The organism is Paraburkholderia sp., from assembly GCF_050742655.1.
In the GTDB taxonomy this organism is placed as follows: Bacteria; Pseudomonadota; Gammaproteobacteria; order Burkholderiales; family Burkholderiaceae; genus Paraburkholderia.
This window is the reverse complement of the sequence record NZ_JBOIGG010000001.1, coordinates 30,841-46,703: the sequence shown is the minus strand read 5'-3', so window position 1 is coordinate 46,703 and position 15,863 is coordinate 30,841. Positions and strand designations below refer to the sequence as shown.

Genomic DNA, 15,863 nt, shown 5'->3' with positions numbered 1-15,863 from the left:
GCGGCAAAAACGAAACGCAATGTATACCGCCCCTTACGAGGGAGATTCCCTAATTTGCTCCCTTACGAGCGGCTTTTTGTGCTGAGCCGTCCCCATCAGTGTCAATTGTGTCGGGCCCGGCCTCGCTAGCGGCGGCGGCGTCCGCGGCCTGCGACGCGCGCAGGTCAGCGAGCATGTTGCAGAAGAGCGCGCCCTGCTCGATCGCATCGTCGAGCGCGACGTGGGTATGCGGGTGATCGTCGAACCAGTGCTTCGGGAAGCGCGGCTTGATGCACTTGCGATACGGCAGCCCGGTCATCGCGAAGGCGAGCGTCTTGATGTCGAGCGCGGACCACGAGAACGGGCAACGTCCGGCGAAACGCATCATGTACCAGAACATGAACGTGAAATCGAAACCCGCCGGCATCGCGACGAACACCGGCTTGCCCGGCAGTGCCTCGACCCAATCGACGTAGGCGATCATCGCAGCCTCGGGCTGCTGCAGACCGAGCCGGCACGCAGCCCACGCTTCAGGTTGGGTCTTCCACCACGCGGCCTGGACTGGATGCGGCGCCGCGCCTTCGAGCAGTTCGAGATTCGCCGAAAACGTCGCGACGAGGCGTTTGTCTTCCGTATACGCGGCCGACGCGAAACTCAGCATCGAATGCGGACCAGGAATCGGGCCGTCCGCTTCGACGTCGGTGCTGACATAGATCTCGGTGCTCATGCGCCGACTCCGTCCGCGACATACGGATTGCTGCGGCGCTCGGCACCGAACGTCGACGTCGGGCCGTGGCCGGGGACGAACGTCACGTCGTCGCCGAGTGGCCAGAGTTTTTCGCGGATCGAGCGGATCAGGTCGTCATGATTGCCGCGCGGGAAGTCGGTGCGCCCGATCGAGCCGGCGAACAGCACGTCGCCGACCAGTGCCAGCCGATGCTCGCGGCTGAAGAACACGATGTGTCCGGGCGTGTGGCCGGGGCAGTGATACACCTCGAGCCGCGTGTCGCCGAACTGCGCGGTGTCGCCGTCGTCCAGCCAGCGGTCTGGTGCGAACGCCTGCGCGGCGGGAAAGCCGAAGCGCACGCTCTGGGCCGGCAACTGGTCGAGCCAGAAGCGCTCGTCCGGATGCGGACCTTCGATCGGCACGCCGTAGTGTGCAGCCAGCGTTTTCGCGCCCGCGCAGTGATCGATGTGGCCGTGCGTCAGCAGCACCTTCTCGACCTCGACCGATTGCCTGTCGACCTCATCGCGGATGCGGTCGAGATCGCCGCCCGGATCGACGACAGCCGCGCGGCCGGTCGCCTCGCACACGAGCAACGAGCAGTTCTGCTGGAACGGAGTGACCGGGATCAAGGTGACTTTCATGGGGCGGGCGCGGCTTCAAAAACTGCGATTGTACCGGCCGCCTGGCGCGTCCGCCGGTTGGCCGAAAGGTCGACGGCCAATACTCATTTTTTCAGCAATAGCGAGAATTCATCAACCGGATCAGGCGTTTGGGAGCCGGGGAATGTGTTTTGGGTATAATGGCGACCATTGTGCGCGGAAGCCGCGCTATCACCAGGCGTTCGCCACCGGTCCGAAAGGATGCGGCGGGCGCCATCAAGCAAGTGCCGTCGTTGTCGACGGCAAACTCTGCATCGATACGTTCGATGCACACGTCTCGTCCAGCCAGGCGCCGCCCGCCTGCTACGGCCTCGCTGCCGTGAAGCTGGATGGGGCCTACGCCGCCGTTCCTAGGCACTGATGTTCCGGTGCCCAAGAATGTGTTTGCCACGTTCGATGGCGGCATGTGGGGTCTGGTCAGGCTGCCGGGGACAGGTTGCGCCAGACGTGAAAACTAACCGTGCGGTAGCGGCTGAATGAGCCGCATCCGGGATTCGACGCTCTGCGCATGGCGCAGCCGTCGGTTTCGCCTTGCCGCCGGAGTCGCATGCAACACGCAGCTATCGCGTGATGCGGCTCGACAATGTGATGCACGTCTTATGAAAACTCGGTTGTCCCGACGTATCGGGAGTTTCTTTGCCTTTTTGGTGCTATCCGGCTGCGCGATGCCGCCAGGCCCCGCCGATCAGGCTGCCAACCCGCCGCTCGGCACGAAGAGCGCGCGGTCGACGGCCGCGCCGGTTGCTTACGGCAGCGCGTTCGCGATGCCGGCGCCCGACGCCCAGGCTAACGACAAATCTGACAAGTCCCTGTCCGACGCAGAACCGCTGACCGACGGCCCCAACGTGGCCAACTTCCGGCAGACGGGTCGCGCGTCGTGGTACGGCCCGCGCTTCCACGGCCGTCGCACCGCGAACGGCGAGCGCTACGACATGCACGCGCTGACCGCCGCGCACCGCACGCTGCCGATGGGGTCGTACGTGCGCGTGACCATTCCGGCGACGTCGCGCTCGGTGGTCGTGCGAATCAACGATCGCGGGCCGTATGCGCGTGGTCGCGTGATCGACCTGTCCCTCGCGGCCGCCCGCGAACTCGACCTGCAGCACGCCGGCACGGCGCGCGTGAAGATCGAAGGTCTGAGCCGGGAAGAAGTACGGGCCGCGCGCGACGAGACGCTCGCGGCCAACTCCGACAAGTAGGCCGAGGCGGGTTCCGTCCCGCGCAGTTTGCTGGTTGATTCCCTCTGAAGGGCCGCGTTCGCGGCCCTTCAGTCTTTTCCGGGTGCCAGTGCGAGCGCGCGCGCATACAGCGTGTTGCGCGACGCGCCGGTGATCGATGCCGCCACCCGCACAGCGCTGCTCACCGACAGTTCCTCCAGCAACACCCCAAGCAGCGCGTCGTGACTGTGCTCATCGTCCGCGACCTGCGCCCCTTTGCCCTCGACGATCACGACGAATTCGCCGCGCTGCCGGTTCGGATCTTCGGCGAGCCACGTTGGCCCTTCGGCCAGGGTGCAGCAGTGCAGCGCCTCGTGTAATTTCGTCAGTTCGCGGGCGATCAGAAGACGCCGCGCGCCGCCGAATGCTTCGGCGAGCGCAGCGACGGTTTCGACGATCCGGTGCGGCGCCTCGTAGAACACCATCGCGTACGGATGTGCGGCAAGCGGCTGAAGTACCGTCGCGCGCTGCTTCGCCTTCGACGGCAGAAAGCCGAGAAACGAAAACTGCTCGGCCCAGTCGCCGGCCGCACTGAGCGCGGTGACGAGCGCGCTCGCGCCGGGCAGCGGCACGACCGGCAGACCCGCCTCGCGCACCGCTTCAACGAGCTTCGCGCCAGGATCGGAGATGCCGGGCGTGCCTGCGTCGGACACATAAGCGACGCGCTCGCCGGCCTGCAGATACTCGACGATGCGCTGCGCGGCGGCGCGCTCGTTGTGTTGATGCACGGCGACGAGCGGCTTCGAGATGCCGTAGCGCGCGAGCAGTTGGCCGGTGTTGCGCGTGTCCTCCGCGGCGATGCGGTCCGCGAGTCCGAGCACGTGCAGCGCGCGCAGCGTGATGTCGGCCACGTTGCCGATTGGCGTCGCCACGACGTAGAGCGCGGAGGTGGGGTAGTGCTGGCCTTGCGCGAGTTCGGAAAGAGGAGTCATGGGACGGAACACGCAGACAGATAAAGCAAGGCCGACATTGTGCCACGCGGGCACGAGCGCTCCGGACGTAACGTCGCCACAACACGCGGCCGCTGGCCGTCCACTCGACCAGCGCGCGACGCGGACCATCGGCGCCGCATTCGAAGCGCGAGCGCTCGTGTTTCTTCAGCAGCAGCGACTGCGCTTCGTCGCGCGCAACGTGACGTGCCGCGGCGGCGAGATCGACCTCGTGATGCGCGACCGCGACGGCACACTCGTGTTCGTCGAAGTGCGCGCGCGTACGCGACGCGGCTACGGCGGCGCGGCTGCGAGCATCGGCTGGCACAAGCGACAACGGCTGCTGCGTGCGGCGGAGCATGTTCTTGCCCGCGGTATCGCCGGTCGCGGCGAGCCCACGCCGGCCTGCCGGTTCGACGTCGTCGCGTTCGAAGCCGGCCGACTCGTGTGGCTGCGCGACGCATTTCGCGCCGACGACCGCTAAACCTCCGGATACTGCGCGCGAGTACGCTAAACTTGCGGACGCACAGGGGCCGACGCATCGCATCGCGTGTCGCATAGGGTCGGCACAACGCGGGCACAACGTCGGCACAGCGCCGAACGCCGCCTCCCTGTCCTCGAGATACGGGCCGCGCGCGAGGCGGCCGCTCACGCAGTAGACGATAGAGAGTCGATGTCAGTCGAACGCATTCAACAGCACTTCCGCGACAGCGCGGCCGTGCAACTCGAAGCCCTGGAAGCGCTGTCGATGCCGATCGCCGCGGCCATCGACACGATGTTCGCCGCGCTTGCCAACGGCAACCGCATTCTCGCGTGCGGCAACGGCGCGTCCGCTGCTGGCGCGCAGCACTTTGCCGCGCTGCTCGTCGGTGGATTCGAGCGCGAACGGCCGGCGTTGCCGGCCATTGCGCTCTCCGCCGATGCCACCGTGCTAACCGCGATCGCCGATGCCGAAGCGTTCGAACATATCTTCGCGAGGCAGGTCCGCGCGTTGGGCCAGCCGGGCGACGTGCTGCTCGCGATTGCCGCAGCGGGCGACGCCGCGAACGTGCGCGCCGCGATCGACGATGCGCACGAGCGCGAGATGACCGTCGTCGCGCTGACTGCCGGCGACGGCGGTTCGATCGGCGAAGCGCTGACCGATACCGACATCCACATCTGCGTACCGGCGGCGCGTGCCGCACGCATCCAGGAAGTCCATTTGCTGACCATTCACTGCCTGTGCGACGGCATCGATGCCATGTTGCTCGGCGAAGATTGACCCGGAACTGATCCAGAAGGAGAGTTAGTTGATGAGCGCATACCGCGTCAGAAGAACGCTTGTACGTACCACGCTCGTGGTGGGCCTCGCGGCCGGACTGGCCGCGACGTTGCAGGGCTGTGTGCTGGCCGTGGCCGGCGCGGCGGGTGGCGGCGCGCTGCTGGCGACCGACCGGCGCACGCTGGGCGCGCAGACCGAAGACCGCGAGATCCAGGTGAAGGCGCTGGCGCAGCTCAGCAACAACCTGCCCGACGCGGCGCACACCAACGTCGCCGTGTTCAACCGGCGCGTGCTGATCACCGGCGAAGTACCGGACGACGCATCGAAGCAGAAGGCCGAGACGCTGATCCGCGGACTGAACAACGTCAACTCGATCGCCAACGAACTCGCGGTGCAGCCGGCCAGTTCGTTCTCGTCGCGGACCAACGACACGTACCTCGAAGGCCGCGTGAAGACCGCGCTGATCGGCGAGAAGAACCTTTCCGCGAACAACTTCAAGGTGGTGTGCGAGCGCGGCATCGTTTATCTGCTGGGGCTCGTGACTGTCGACGAAGGCAATCGCGGAGCCGATGCGGCGAGCCGCGTGCCGGGCGTCGTGCAGGTCGTGAAGGTGTTCCAGTACATCCAGTCGCCGGAAGCGGCTGCTGCTGCGGCGGCTGCATCGACGGTTGCTGCGCCTTCGGCAGCTTCGGCGCCGGCGGTGAGCGAACCGACGGCGAGCGCGATACCGGATTCATCGGTGAGCGCGCGTCCGCTTGATCAGCAGAACCCGGCGCCGGTGACGAATTCTGGGGCTGTGCATCCGGGGAATCCGGCAGCGCCGCAGCAATGAGCGTGGTGGTTTTGAGGCGGGTGGTTTTTGTGTTGAGTGCCGCGTTGCTGGTCGGCTCTTCGGTTGCTCGCGCGGCCGATGTGCCGGCCGGGCAGCTTGTCGCGAGCCGCAATGCCTGCATGGGGTGTCATGCGGTGGATCGGAAGCTCGTTGGGCCTTCGTTTGAGCAGATCGCTGCGAAATATCGAGGCGATGCGCAGGCTCAGGGCAAGCTCGAACGCAAGGTCAGGGACGGTGGGTCGGGTGTTTGGGGTGTGATTCCGATGCCCTCTCATCCTTCGATGAGTGAGGCGGATATTCGGGTTGTCGTCGGGTGGGTGCTGGCGGGGGCGCCGGGGAAGTGATCGGCTGATTTGCGTTTCGCTGCGGGTGGCTCCGGGGCCTCTGGCGCTTGGCAAAATGGAAATGCCCTGTGCTAGAATCGCAGCTTCGTTGGGGCGGTAGCTCAGCTGGGAGAGCGTCGCGTTCGCAATGCGAAGGTCGGGAGTTCGATCCTCCTCCGCTCCACCATAGAAAACTTGGTTGTATATTTATGCTTCCCACGACAAAGCCGGCCTTGCGCCGGCTTTGTCGTTTCGAGTGCCGGAAGCATGTGCCATCGACTCACTACGTCTTTCAAACAGCCGCTTCCAAAGTGCAACAGACATTCGCTCAGGAACATTGAACGGTGAGCAATCGGCGTGACCGTGTACCGTTGGGATTGACGTGTCAACGATCGCAAATCGGATGGGCCACTCCGTAATCGCGAGTATCCGGTTTGTGCTTCCGCGAGTGCGTGCTGTGGACCCGCATCAACCGTTAGTGGATGCGGAGTGTTCGTCAGCCCAAGAGGAAACGTCTCAAACTTATAGCCAAGGCCGAGGCATCGGTTTCCGGTGACAATTCGAATGAGCTCAAGCCGGAATGCGCTGTCTGCCAGCCAGGTGACGGCTCCGCCTCGTGGAAGTAGAAGAAAACTGCCCCATGGACGTTCATGATTTCACTTCAGACTGTCCTGATAGATATGGGCCGACTGCATGGCGTCAAGGACATTACCCCGACTCGCACGATACTTTGCATCAAGCACTAGGAAGCGACGAGTCCGCGAAGACTGAACGGTGAGAACGATATCCGGTTCACGTTGCCGTGACAGCCTTTTGACGGCGAGCGTGCTTACCTGATCCCAAGCATGAAATGTCGGCTGCAAGTGAGGGATCACGGCATTACCATTCACGCATCCATGCACCTTGGGGCGAATATCATCGGAGTGACGGGCGGCAAATCGCCGTCCGGCTTCCGGTGCGATCTCCTGGAGCAACTGCCACAGCCGCACGAAGCACCATCGCTCGTAAATTTGCCATTTCGGTCCGATGGGGAGCGGATCGTCCGCGTCGTCGCCAGGCAGGCCCATGTTCAAGGCCTTCCAGGTCAGTTGGAATACCCTCGCATAGTCGGGCTGCGCTGAAATGGCATTCAGGCCTGCCGCGGAAACTTCCGGGCGCGTCACAGCGTTGAACACCGGAGAGCGTCGGATGCCGTGCAGTCCACGTTCAAAACCGGTCAATACCTGAAGGCGGCGCGATACCTTGATCGACGCCCGCTCATCCTGTTGGCCGGCGATGCTGGCGAACCGCTGTCTCGACTCTGTTGCGCGGGTAAGGAAGCCATCCATCGTGAGCGCAATTGTTCTATTGGAGGCATGATCGAAACTGAGCTGCACATGAGGTACGTTATCCACCTCAGATCGACGAGGCTGCCCTGCTCCAATCCAGGCAGTCGACCTGTGGCTGGAGTCCGGTAGAGTTCTTGTACCGTTCTGACATCCAATCGCCGCACCTGATGAGGCTGTACGGCGCGTCGCCACCACTGTAGATGCATCAATGGTTGCAGGCAGACGATGCGCAAGGCGGTGAGGCATGCATCGCCATAGCGACGCATGCGGGCATAGGCCACCTCAATGATCGCCTCGTCTCACAAAAGCCCCATTAAACTCCGTACTTCACTTCGATCTTGAAACCGTCTAGCTAACCTCTATTGAATTTCGTTCGCTGCTTGATCAGGCTAGGGGGCGGCGCTTTATGGCGGAGGCAGCGGAGTACAATAATGAAAACAGTGGCGTCGTTTGTTCGTCACCGATGAGACGGTCCAATGGACGGTAGCCTCATTGATTAATAATTCGCAGGTTGGCTCAAAAGGGGCGCATATGGAAATCGAGGCGACCGTTGTTGCTATCAACAAACATGCCGGCGTGACCATTTACCGATCAAGTGGGCCTTGCCGCGACAGCGGTCAGAAAAATGGCCCACGCATACCCGCTGAGCAAGCACATCACAGGCCATCTTGAGGGGTTCCTTGGCAAGGCTGCAGGCGCTCAGTAGCAGCTGTGCCCTCAGCTCGTGGTTTTCAGTGAGCAATCGGGAGAGCCCTTCAAGGTGATGAACAGTGCGAACAGCGATCAAAACCATAAGCAGTTGAGAGGCGTGCCAAACGTCGTTCTGGATCCCGTAGAGTTCGCTCGCGGTCACCTAGTTGGATTGGCCTACCGTTCTTCCACCAGTGCGTGCGAAGTGCATGTGCAGCGCTTGCACAGCGCCTTTGAGAGAGCTGGTATCGCTGGAAAGCTTCGCTTCGCGCTGCGCGTCCTATCGCTAATGCGGGAAGCAGAGGACCTCGGGCGCGGTTACTGGTATCCGACTCCGCTGCGAGCCGTTGACGGCGGCCAACTGATACTAATGGTGTCGACGTCTCCCACTGGAGAACTGAAGCGTCACTTTCCGTCAATACGCAGGGCCGGATATGCCAGGGTTATATCTCTGTCGGACGCGGAAGATCTTCCACGTCAGTCGCTAGACCAGTGGCTGGGGGACGCACCGGGCTCGACCGTCGCGTGGGCGAATTTGGAGCTGGAGCGCGCGCGCGCGGCGATGGGTACAACCTTGGCCTGTCCGCATGTGGAGTTCTTTGGCGTCGTAACATCGGGTTCCCGGGAGTTGCCGACGTTTTCACCGCATTGGGTACACGACTCTGCACGAGCCGTCATCCACAGGGACGGTATGGTTCTTTGCCGTGAACGTCTGTCTGCCGTTGCTTTCAGGTATTTCGTTGGGCAACTGGACGAAGGCTTGCTTGTGGCCGAAAGCAATCGAGCAGTGGACGCCGATCGGCTCCAATTCGGATTGGCGGCCTTGGCGCAACGAAACATATCCGTTATAGCTAAGAGATTGAGTGATGCAGATGTGTATTTCATGCCTGCGCAACTACCAAGCTCCGAACGCCGGCTGTTGCTTGCTCTAGGGCAAAGGGATATGTGTTTGCCAGGAAAGGCCTATCGAGTGAGTTTTGGGGCGGCGAGTTCACTCGTAAATGCTAGGCTGAAATCTCTCGGGACAGATGTAAGGTGGAACACATGACTGAATCCAAGGTCTATTCGGCGCGAAGTGTTTTTGACGGACTTAAGAAAACCTTTCATCAATACCTTGAAGCGCAGTACCACATCTGGGACGAAGGCTTGATTGCTGAGCGCCAAAGGTTGCTTGGTCAACCGGGCGTGTCGTTTCAGGAGCCGCGACTGGAGGCGACACCGTTCTACGCAACCGGCGCTCCATATCGGCTGCTATCTATACCGAAACCTGCGCGGGACATCTTGACGCTTGCGTCGACACGGCCGCGTACTGGGATCTATTCGGAGCCGTACGCTCATCAAGCCTCAGCCTTGGAGGCGATCCTTACGCGCGACGAGGAGATTATCGTTGCGACCGGGACCGGCTCAGGTAAAACGGAGAGCTTCTTGATGCCGATTCTTGGCTCGCTGGCGATCGAATCGGCCCAACGCTCCGAATCTTGGAACGTGCCGGGAGTGCGAGCACTGTTGTTGTACCCGATGAATGCTCTCGTCAATGACCAACTGGCAAGATTGAGGAGGTTGTTTGGGGATGAACACGTCGCCCGCACCCTTAGATGTGGTCGTGACCGAAACGCTACCTTCGGCATGTATACAAGCCGCACCCCCTACCCAGGTCGCTCGACGCCGGCGAGGGACCGCGAACGCATTGGGGCGCTCATCAACCATTTGTTTCACGGTCTTACTGAGGAATCGCAAACCCTTTTGAGAGATGAGGGCAAGTGGCCGGCCAAGGACATCGAACGGTTTGCCGAGTCGCTCTTTCAGACTGGCACGAACGATGCCGAGCTGTTTTCGCGACAAGAGATGCAGAGAACGAGCCCAGATCTTCTCGTCACGAACTATTCAATGCTCGAATACATGCTCCTGCGGCCGATCGAGCGTTCCATTTTCGAACAGACCGCGCATTGGCTTGAGAGTCACCCGGACAACCGCTTCATCGTGGTACTCGACGAGGCGCACATGTACCGTGGATCCGGTGGTGCGGAGGTTGCCTACCTTCTTCGTCGGTTGCATTCTCGCCTCGGAGTGAAGCGAGACCGCGTTCGTTACATCCTTACCAGTGCCAGCTTGGGATCAGGTGTCGAAGCCGTCAAAAGAGTAAAGCGTTTTGCTGCTGATCTGACAGGACTCGAGAGCGCCACCCGTAGTTTCGTTTTGATCACGGGTGCGCCTGAAGAAAAAGACACCCCAAGAGTCGCAAGTCATGAAGAGGCGATAGCGCTCGCAGCCTATGACTTTGGAACGCTCCATCAGATGCATGAGGCCCCGGCTGCAACTGAGGTCGCATTGCGCCAGTTGTTTGGCAGCCTCGGGGTCTCGTTTCCGAAAGGAGCGCAAACTCAAAATGACCTCCGGCATATCGTTCAACAGTGGCTGAATCAGTTCGGTCCGGCCGCTCTGGCTGCGAACGGAATCACCTCGGCACCCCAGCCGCTTCGGACGATAGCCCAGCGAGTTTTTTCCGATGCCGTAGGGGCGGAACGTGCAATGGAGAGTTTGCTCGCCCTCATGTCCTTCGCAAGAGACAAGAAGAGTGGCCGAGTTTTCGCTCCTGTCCGTTCGCACCTCTTCTTCCGAGGTCTGCCGGGCCTATACGCATGCGTGAATCCCAAGTGCCCACATCGAACAAACTCAGGCCGAGCAAGTATTCTTGGCCGACTCTTCTCCACTCCAAGGCTTCGATGCGAATGCGGTTCACGGGTCTATGAGTTATTAACCCACCGAGACTGTGGCGCTGCATTCATCAGAGGCTACCTCAGTGATGAACACGGTGATTTTCTGTGGCACGAGCCATCCACAGGCTTGTGGAGTGACCTGGATTTGCTCGAGACGCACCTGCTGGTTGAGCCGGATCGGGAATCCCGACGCCAGTCAAAACTAATGGCCGGCGTTCGAACTTGGCTGCATATGCCGACCGGGCGGCTTGTGCCGACGGCACCTCCTGCGGAGTTAGCGGATCAATTCCTGTCGGTCCTGAGGCCCGAAACCCGAATTGAAGAGCGCGGGCGGTGGATGCTGTCCTTCAATAGGGAGTGTCCGGTTTGTGTGCGTTCGTGGCAGGGCCTGTCGAAGATCATGGATCTTGCAACCAAGGGTGAAGCACCCTTCGCGCATCTGGTCCGTGAGCAGGTTGCGCTTCAGCCTGCAACGCGAGCTCGAAACGATCGCTCCCCGAACGGAGGGCGCAAGGCTCTTTTGTTTTCGGATGGTCGGCAAAAAGCCGCCCGTCTGGCCCGCGACATACCGCGAGAGATCGAGCAGGATGTCTTTCGGCAATTGCTCCTCATGGCTTCCCAGGCGCTTGAACGAAGCGGTCACGAGCCCGTCCTCAGCCATTGGACTTACATTGCTTTCGTGGATGTTTTGTCGCGAACCGGACTTCAGTTGTTCGACGGGCAGGACCGATATGCGCTGCAACGAGACGTGGACCAGTACCGCCGCTGGCATGATGGCAACCTAGAGGATGCCCTCCGCGAGTTCACCCCATTGCCACCCCCTCGTTTTACGGCTCAGTTGCTGAGACAACTCGGATCGCGGTTCTATTCAGTCAACTCGCTGACGCTTGCCTATATTCAACCCACGCAGAGAGCGATGCGGGCTATCGCAGAGGCACAACCGCTAATTGCCCGGGATGACTTGCTGTCACTGGCCGTAGTTTGGGTGCAAGGTTTGGCCAATGAGTTTGCATTCGATACGAATGTAAGACACGGCATACGACAACAAGCTGCAGGTCACACTATCGGTGCGCCTTCAGGACGCGGGTTTTCGACGCGGCAGCAGCAATTTCTTACCGATCGGCTTGGTGAGTCGGTAGCAGCGTTGATAGCCGCGTTCAGTGAAACCATCTGTAGTTCGGACGAGGCCGGACGCTTCTTCATTAACCCAGGACGAGTCCGCCTTGAGCTTGCGTTGCGTCGACATTGGTACCAGTGTTTTGCGTGTACAGCCGTGTCGCCAGTTGCTTGGTGGGGGCATTGCCCAAACTGCTTAGAGCCTGGAGCAGTAGCTGTCGAACCGGAGGCGACATCCTACCTACGCGCACGCAAGGGATTTTGGCGAGACCCTGTGGTACATGCGCTCGAAGGCGCGGACGCGCCACTGAACTTGACAGTCGAAGAGCACACGGCTCAACTCTCATATCGTGATGTGGGCGATCCCAGCACCACAACTGAAGAGTTCGAACGCAGGTTTCGCGACATCCTCGTGCGCCCTGATGACGTTTCAATTGATGTCCTTTCAAGCACGACGACGATGGAGGTCGGGATTGATATTGGTTCGCTGGTGGCTGTCGGGCTGCGCAACATTCCTCCCCTGCGCCAGAACTATCAGCAAAGAGCTGGTCGAGCAGGAAGGCGAGGCTCGGCAATCTCGACCGTACTAACCTACGCACAGAACAGTCCGCACGACAATCACTACTTCCTGAACCCCGAGCAGATCATTTCGGGTGAGCCGACCATGCCGGGCGTCGATACGAAGAATTCCAAAATCATCGAGCGTCACATACGAGCTCAGCTTGTACAGACATTTTTCCGTGTTCATGGAGAGGGACCCGCCAGCGGTGATGTCTTTTCGATGCTCGGCGAAACATGGAGCTTTTATACGGGAGATGGCCCATTCAGCCTTGCTGCTTTTTCTCGATGGATTGCGTCTTCGCTAGAAGCGCAAGCATGCTACGCAGAAATTCGAGAGTGGCTCCCAATGGGGATTTCTGTTGACCCGGCCTCAGTTGCAGCAGGTTTTTTGACAAGGCTCGAAGAACAACGCCCTGGACGCGAGGAGGATCTGGATCAGGCCGATGAATACTTCATCGAGTTCCTCTTTAGCCATGGACATTTGCCTTCGTACGCGTTTCCGAGGGACCTCTGCGCGCTCCAAATTGAGGACGATCCACCTCGTGAAGGGCGCCCGCGTGTGCCGATTCTTCAACGGCCGCAGCAAGGATTGAACGTTGCTCTGTCTGAATATGCACCCGGTCGGCTGGTTGTCGTGAATAAGAAGACCTATCGGATCGGAACGGTGGCCGCTGGAGGGGCCAGCTCCCTTGTCGATCGGGCGGAGCGACTATTTGCGGGGCGACGGACCTATGTGCATTGCAACGCGTGTCTGTTCACTGCGGGGTTCATACGCGACAATGAAGACCGGCGAGCGTGTCCGGTCTGTGCGACCGGTCAGTTGACTGCGGTGACGGTGATCCAGCCCGAAGTTGTTTTCCCCGAGGGACGGAGAGAGGTAGACGAATTCGACGACGAACAATTTTTTAGTCAGGCGACATCAGCTCAGTTGCCGCTTCCGGAGGGAGATGTGCCATTCGCTTGGCATCCTCTCCATGTGAAAGGGCAACTTGCTACCGCTCGCGACCAGGCGATGGTGATGGTGAACAAAGGCGACGACAGTGACGACGGGCAGGGCGGTTTTCTAGTCTGCGCGCGTTGCGGGAAGACGTCGCTTGACGGACGGCCATTGGGCCCTCACCGGCGTGACTACCACATCGTGCCCAGGCGAGGAGAAGTGCGCCCCTCGCAAACTTGCAATGGGGAAGTGCAGCGTGTTTACCTAGGTTATGCGTTTTCCTCTGACGTGCTCTTGTTCCGAATTCCGATTGAAAAGCCGTTTAGATTTGACCCGGTGGAGAAGCGTGCCCGTCAGCCAATGGCCGATGCCCTTCAGTCACTTTGCGAGGCGTTGGTCCTTGGCATGGGTCAGGTACTAGACATCGATATTCGCGAGGTGAATGCGGGTTATCGATTTGTTCGGATTGGGGACACACACTCGGCCGACGTGTTCGTATATGACACGCTCTCTGGAGGGGCGGGTTATGCTACTTTGGCCGGCGAAGTGTTCTCGCGCGTGTTGGACCACGCAGAAGCGCTGCTGGGTCGGTGCGACTGCTCGACCTCTTGTGACAAATGTTTGAGGCACTACGGGAATCGGTTTCATCATTCGTCGCTGGACAGGCACCTCGCACTTGAGCTGATCTCGTATGTCAAGAGTGGCCGGCCGCCAGCGGCGTTTGACGTTACGCGCCAGCGCGCGGAATTAGTGTCGTTGGAACAACTTCTTACCCTTGCGGGATGGTCAATCGCCAACGAAGACGGTCCGGCACCGCTGACCGTAGCGCGAGCGGGACGCCAAACCAATGTCTGGATTGTCCCTTCGCTTGTCGATCCAAATGCGATCGGCGTGGGGCTGAGACAAGGTGACGCGGTGTTTACACCCTATGAGTTGAGCCGAGATCTACCCGGCGCCTATGCGGAGATCACATGAAGTCGACGGCTGTCATAAAGGTCGCTGCCCGAGAAGCAACACTCAAGAGGAAGGTTCGAGCGCATCTACGAGAACTTGGATTTTCAAGGGCCGCCGATGGCCTGCTTGTCCCACCCGCTATGGACAAGGAGACCTACCGAAAGGTACACGCCCATCAACGCGCCTCGAAATTGGAGGAGAACAGCAAGTGGATTGCCGCTCACGCCCCAAAATTGATTCGCCATTTTGCATCTGGCGCAGACATTGATGTCCCAGCTATAAGACCTCGATTAGAACTGGCGCCGGGGAGTTCGAAGGAAGGAGATCTGTTCAGGTTTGCAAGTATGAATTGGCGCATTCCAGTTTCAGAGGGCTACGGACGCCGGTTGCGCTTTTTGGTTTGGGACGAGAACAACGGAAAGCTCATTGGCCTCATCGCGCTAGGTGATGCGGTTTTCAATCTCAAGGCTCGGGATGCCGTCATTGGTTGGGACCATGTGCGAAGGAAGGAGGCACTGGTGCATCTGATGGACGCGTATGTACTCGGTGCTGTGCCTCCATACAACACGTTGCTTGGTGGGAAACTTGTAGCATCACTGGTTCGATCTTCAGAGATCGTCAAAGCCTTTGACGAGAAGTATCGCGATTCGGTTGGCGTTATCTCCCAAAGACGGAAGAAGGCTCGCCTAGTTGCAGTAACGACCAGCTCTGCGCTTGGTCGATCGTCGATGTACAACAGATTGGCGCTGGGCGGGCGCCGAATATTTGAACCGATCGGGTATACATCAGGATGGGGTCACTTCCACATTTCGGATGCGCTCTTTGAGGAGTTCCGCAGTTATCTTTCGTATTTGAGAGATCCGTACGCGGACGCCTTCAGCTTCGGTCAGGGTCCGAATTGGCGCATTCGATTGATCAAGCGAGCGCTAAGCCATCTGGGGATGGAACCTGATCTCATCCAGCACGGCATGACACGTGAGGTATTTCTCTGCACTATGGCCTCGAATTCCAAGGAGTTTTTGAGGGGAGACCATGTACGCGTGCGCTACGGAAATCTCCCAAGTGTCGCTGAGGTCGCCGACATGGCGATGGAGCGGTGGGTGATCCCGCGTGCTCACAATCGCCCTGAGTATATGAGCTGGCGGGCGGAGCAGTTTATGGAGGAACTTGCGCAGCCTGCATTAGCAACGCAACGAACACCAACGGTACAAGAGGCGCTGTGGACTGGGCACGTGACCAATTAGGGCGCTTGGTTCAGGCATCAGACGATGGCCTCTTTAGTTACGGCATGAGGTGTCCGACGTGTGCCGAGCCAGTATTTCGACGTGCAGGCGGTCAACGACGGCCGCACTTTGCGCACTATGGCTTCGGCGCGAAAGCGGGATGCGAACTGTACCGACCAGTCTCCAGCGCAAATGCACGCTCTTCTCACGTGTCTCAAGAGCGCTCTATCGGATTCCGAGGGGGCATTTTCCTCGGGGGGAATACTGGTGGAGGATTTCAGCTCTACCTCCGGCTGCCAAGACTTGAGACTGCAATTGAGGTCAGTGGACGGCTTCAAATTCAGACCGCATTGGGTGTTCGATCGGTGGTCGCGGAGAACCTGTTAGGCAAGCAGCTAATTCCACTCCCG

At 60.2% G+C, this 15,863-nt stretch carries 11 protein-coding genes and 1 tRNA gene; 8 read left to right on the top strand and 4 right to left on the bottom strand.

Translation table 11 applies throughout. The features are described 5' to 3' along the window. Positions 1 to 49: 49 nt before the first annotated feature. Together ACREXZ_RS00190 and ACREXZ_RS00185 are read right to left on the bottom strand one after the other, a co-directional pair. The gene (locus ACREXZ_RS00190; protein WP_431762006.1) at positions 50 to 706 is read right to left on the bottom strand and encodes an exonuclease; all 657 of its coding nucleotides are present in this window, start codon (positions 704 to 706) and stop codon (positions 50 to 52) included. Then, positions 703 to 1,347, bottom strand: a complete 645-nt coding sequence (locus ACREXZ_RS00185; RefSeq protein ID WP_431762005.1) for an MBL fold metallo-hydrolase — start codon at positions 1,345 to 1,347, stop codon at positions 703 to 705. The genes ACREXZ_RS00190 and ACREXZ_RS00185 overlap by 4 nt, the downstream gene beginning before the upstream one ends. A 617-nt stretch (positions 1,348 to 1,964) precedes the next feature. On the opposite strand from ACREXZ_RS00185, the gene ACREXZ_RS00180 reads away from it, so the two are divergent. After that, entirely contained in the window at positions 1,965 to 2,564 is a 600-nt protein-coding gene (locus tag ACREXZ_RS00180; protein WP_431762004.1) for a septal ring lytic transglycosylase RlpA family protein, read from the top strand. Positions 2,565 to 2,632: 68 nt separating this feature from the next. On the opposite strand, the gene rsmI is transcribed toward ACREXZ_RS00180, so the two are convergent. Continuing rightward, a complete protein-coding gene (gene rsmI / locus ACREXZ_RS00175; protein ID WP_431762003.1) occupies positions 2,633 to 3,514 on the bottom strand; it encodes a 16S rRNA (cytidine(1402)-2'-O)-methyltransferase in 882 nt (293 codons plus the stop codon). A 37-nt stretch (positions 3,515 to 3,551) separates the two neighbouring features. Between rsmI and ACREXZ_RS00170 the strand changes: the two genes are divergently transcribed. The 5 genes from ACREXZ_RS00170 to ACREXZ_RS00150 all read left to right on the top strand — a co-directional run bounded on the left by ACREXZ_RS00170 (position 3,552) and on the right by ACREXZ_RS00150 (position 6,114). Then, positions 3,552 to 3,995, top strand: a complete 444-nt coding sequence (locus ACREXZ_RS00170; protein WP_431762453.1) for a YraN family protein — start codon at positions 3,552 to 3,554, stop codon at positions 3,993 to 3,995. 189 nt (positions 3,996 to 4,184) lie between these two features. Further along, complete coding sequence (locus tag ACREXZ_RS00165) at positions 4,185 to 4,772, top strand: SIS domain-containing protein (protein ID WP_431762002.1); 588 nt, start codon at positions 4,185 to 4,187, stop codon at positions 4,770 to 4,772. 31 nt (positions 4,773 to 4,803) lie between these two features. Beyond that, complete coding sequence (locus tag ACREXZ_RS00160; RefSeq protein WP_431762001.1) at positions 4,804 to 5,604, top strand: BON domain-containing protein; 801 nt, start codon at positions 4,804 to 4,806, stop codon at positions 5,602 to 5,604. Beyond that, positions 5,601 to 5,948: a c-type cytochrome gene (locus ACREXZ_RS00155; protein WP_431762000.1), complete on the top strand. Its 348-nt coding sequence runs from the start codon at positions 5,601 to 5,603 to the stop codon at positions 5,946 to 5,948. Before ACREXZ_RS00160 ends, ACREXZ_RS00155 begins: the two co-directional genes overlap by 4 nt. Before the next feature lie 90 nt (positions 5,949 to 6,038). Further along, positions 6,039 to 6,114 (top strand) — tRNA-Ala (locus ACREXZ_RS00150). Between the two features lie 469 nt (positions 6,115 to 6,583). On the opposite strand, the gene ACREXZ_RS00145 is transcribed toward ACREXZ_RS00150, so the two are convergent. Next, positions 6,584 to 7,321 carry a nuclease domain-containing protein gene (locus tag ACREXZ_RS00145; protein ID WP_431761999.1) on the bottom strand — a complete coding sequence of 246 codons (738 nt, stop codon included), beginning with the start codon at positions 7,319 to 7,321 and terminating at the stop codon, positions 6,584 to 6,586. A 1,668-nt stretch (positions 7,322 to 8,989) separates the two neighbouring features. Here ACREXZ_RS00145 and ACREXZ_RS00140 point away from each other — a divergent pair. Continuing rightward, positions 8,990 to 14,251, top strand: a complete 5,262-nt coding sequence (locus ACREXZ_RS00140; RefSeq protein ID WP_431761998.1) for a DEAD/DEAH box helicase — start codon at positions 8,990 to 8,992, stop codon at positions 14,249 to 14,251. After that, the gene (locus tag ACREXZ_RS00135) at positions 14,248 to 15,474 is read left to right on the top strand and encodes a Druantia anti-phage system protein DruA (RefSeq protein ID WP_431761997.1); all 1,227 of its coding nucleotides are present in this window, start codon (positions 14,248 to 14,250) and stop codon (positions 15,472 to 15,474) included. The genes ACREXZ_RS00140 and ACREXZ_RS00135 overlap by 4 nt, the downstream gene beginning before the upstream one ends. Positions 15,475 to 15,863 lie beyond the last annotated feature (389 nt).

Coding starts and splice junctions, on each gene's coding strand:
- ACREXZ_RS00190 (WP_431762006.1), bottom strand. CDS start 706: ATGAGCACCGAGATCTATGTCAGCACCGACGTCGAAGCGGACGGCCCG.
- ACREXZ_RS00185 (WP_431762005.1), bottom strand. CDS start 1,347: ATGAAAGTCACCTTGATCCCGGTCACTCCGTTCCAGCAGAACTGCTCG.
- ACREXZ_RS00180 (WP_431762004.1), top strand. CDS start 1,965: ATGAAAACTCGGTTGTCCCGACGTATCGGGAGTTTCTTTGCCTTTTTG.
- rsmI (WP_431762003.1), bottom strand. CDS start 3,514: ATGACTCCTCTTTCCGAACTCGCGCAAGGCCAGCACTACCCCACCTCC.
- ACREXZ_RS00165 (WP_431762002.1), top strand. CDS start 4,185: ATGTCAGTCGAACGCATTCAACAGCACTTCCGCGACAGCGCGGCCGTG.
- ACREXZ_RS00160 (WP_431762001.1), top strand. CDS start 4,804: ATGAGCGCATACCGCGTCAGAAGAACGCTTGTACGTACCACGCTCGTG.
- ACREXZ_RS00155 (WP_431762000.1), top strand. CDS start 5,601: ATGAGCGTGGTGGTTTTGAGGCGGGTGGTTTTTGTGTTGAGTGCCGCG.
- ACREXZ_RS00140 (WP_431761998.1), top strand. CDS start 8,990: ATGACTGAATCCAAGGTCTATTCGGCGCGAAGTGTTTTTGACGGACTT.
- ACREXZ_RS00135 (WP_431761997.1), top strand. CDS start 14,248: ATGAAGTCGACGGCTGTCATAAAGGTCGCTGCCCGAGAAGCAACACTC.